This window comes from Anaerolineae bacterium (genome assembly GCA_014360855.1).
GTDB lineage: Bacteria > Chloroflexota > Anaerolineae > JACIWP01 > JACIWP01 > JACIWP01.
The window spans coordinates 1-2,494 of the sequence record JACIWP010000365.1; the positions used below are offsets into that span (position 1 = coordinate 1).

3 protein-coding genes are annotated in these 2,494 nt (G+C 66.2%); all 3 read right to left on the reverse strand.

What is annotated here, in order from left to right:
* Positions 1–816, reverse strand: an 816-nt coding sequence (locus H5T60_14025) for a radical SAM protein (GenBank protein MBC7243550.1), incomplete at its 3' end; no start/stop codon positions are given.
* A 2-nt stretch (positions 817–818) separates the two neighbouring features.
* Complete coding sequence (locus H5T60_14030) at positions 819–1,424, reverse strand: tetratricopeptide repeat protein (protein MBC7243551.1); 606 nt, start codon at positions 1,422–1,424, stop codon at positions 819–821.
* Positions 1,421–2,494, reverse strand: a 1,074-nt coding sequence (locus H5T60_14035) for an MFS transporter (GenBank protein ID MBC7243552.1), incomplete at its 5' end; no start/stop codon positions are given. The genes H5T60_14030 and H5T60_14035, both read right to left, overlap by 4 nt.

Consider the following 2,494-nt stretch of genomic DNA (forward strand, 5'->3'; position numbering starts at 1 on the left):
GCGGTAGCACGGGCGGTACTGGTCCATCACGTTCACATAGGTATCCCGGGAAACGCGCTCGGCAATAAAGCGCATGATCTCCCGCGTGCCGGCCAGCCCGCCCGGCAGTACCAGATGGCGGATCAGCAGGCCGCGCAGGGCAATGCCCCGCTCATCCAGCACCAAGTCGCCCACCTGGCGATGCATCTCCAGGACCGCCGCCTGGTTGCGCTCCGGATAATCGGGTATGCCCGAATACCGCCGGCCGATCTCCGCATCAGCGTATTTCATGTCCGGCATGTAGATATCAATGACCCCGTCCAGGAGTGCCAGCGACTCGAGCGCGTCATAGCCGCCCGTGTTGTAGACCAGGGGCAGGCGCAGGCCGGCCTGGGCGGCGATGAGCACGCCAGCCAGTATCTGCGGCACCACGTGCGTCGGGGAGACGAAATTGATATTGTGACAGCCGGCCTCCTGCAGGTCCAGCATCATGGCCGCCAGCGCGGTCGGTTCGACCGGTCTCCCCATGCCCCCCTGGCTGATGTCATAGTTCTGACAGTAGACACAGCGCAGGTTGCAGTTCGAGAAGAAGATGGTGCCCGACCCGCCGTACCCGACCAGTGGGGCCTCCTCGCCGAAATGGGCGTGGTAGCTGGCGACGATGGCGCGTGCGCCGGTGCGGCAGGAGCCGAGCTGTCCCTCCAGCCGGTTGACGCCGCAGGCGCGGGGACACAGCTCGCAGTGGGCCAGCCGGCGGTAGGCTTCCTCCACCCGCTCTTTCAGCTCCCCGCTTTGCAGGAGCGCCAGATAGGCCGGCGCAAAGGCCCTCTCCGCCATACCTACTCCTCCGCACTGCCCTCCGGGGCAGAAGGATTATCCTCCTGTTCCCGGCGCCGGCGCAGTTCCTCCCGCAGATGGTCCGACCAATACCAGGCATCCCGGTCCAGCGGATTGGCCTTGATGGCGTTGGCGAAATGCTCGATGGCGGTCTCCAGCTCCCCGCGGTCTTTGTAAATCAGCCCCAGGTTATAGCTGACATGAGGGGCGGCCGGGTTCAGCTCCAGCGCGCGCTGGAAGGCGGCGATGGCCTTGCGCTCCCCCTCCTCGGTCATGAAAGGCGGACGGTCCAGGTAGGCGGCGCCCAGATTGGTCCACACCATGGGATTGTCCGGCTCCAGCTCGCAGGCGCGCTCCAGGATCGGCACGGCGCGGCGGTGTTCGCCGGCCAGGATGTAGGCGCCCCCCAGGTTGATGGCCGCGCTGACGTTGTCCGGGTCCAGCTCCAGAGCGCGCTCCAGCAGGGGAATGGCCTGGGCCGGCAGGCCGGCGTGCAGAAGCCCCGCCCCGCGATTGACCAACTCCGCTACCTCCTGGCGGATCTCTTCTTTGGAGCGCCGGCGTCCTGGCCGGCGCTCGGCACGCTCCCTATCCTTCTCACTGCTCATCCTCTGCTCCTTTCCTCCCATGCCTGCACCATCGGCCGTACATCCGCCGGCGTTCGGGTCAGCCAGCCCACAAAGGGCACCGCCAGCACTCCCAGGCCGACGCTGACCAGATATGCGGTGCGCAGTCCCCATGCATCTCCCATGCCGCCCAGCGCCAGCACCGCCACAGAAGCGGACACGAAGGTCAGCGCCATGTATACGCCGTTGGCCGTCGCCCGGATGTGGGGGAACCGCTCTTGGATAAAGGCCATCAGCGCAGGCAGGGTCGCGATATTGGCCAATCCCAGCAGTACCAGTATGGGGAACCTCCACCATCCGTGCGCGGCGATGAAAAGGAGAAGGAGCGCCGGCGTGGCGGCGGCGGATGCGAACAGCACCGGCCGGCGCCCTACCCGGTCGCTGATACCGCCGGCCAGCAGCGCGCCGACCATGGCCGCGATCTGAAACACGGTCAGGGATGCGCCGGCCACCCACAGCGATGCCCCCTCCGAAGAAACATAGGTCGGCAAAAAGGTGACCAATGCGGAGTTGATGAAGGCCCGGCTGAGGGTGAGGCCGGCCAGCGGAATCACGATGCCGCGCACTTCCCGAAATGCCCGGGCGAAAGAGAGGTCGTCCACCCTCGGCCGCTCCAGTGGGGTGCGGCGCAAGCGCCACAGCAGGAACAGCGATACTGCCCAGCCCAGGAGCGCCAGGCGGTAGGTCCCTTCCAGGCCCCACCAGGACACAGCCGCCACGATCAGCATAGGGCCGAGCGCGCGCCCCAGCTCTCCGCCCATCTGGAAAAAGCTCAGGCCCAGGCCGATGTGCCGGCCGGCCAAATTGCTCACCACCGCCGGCGCCGGCGCGTGAAAGGCCGCCGAGCTGAACCCCACGATAGTGACCATCATCAGCAATATGCCCACATTGGGGGCGGCGCCGATGAAGCTCATCATAGTAGCAGAAACCGCCGGCGCCAGCACCACGAACAGCCGGATGTCCAGGCGATCGCTAATATACCCCAGCAAAGGTTGGAAGAGCGACGGCAGTTGTATCAGGGTGGACAGCAGGCCGGCGATGACCAGGGAAAG

Excerpts from the sequence above, each read along its gene's own strand:
- H5T60_14030 (MBC7243551.1), bottom strand. The coding sequence starts at position 1,424 with ATGAGCAGTGAGAAGGATAGGGAGCGTGCCGAGCGCCGGCCAGGACGC.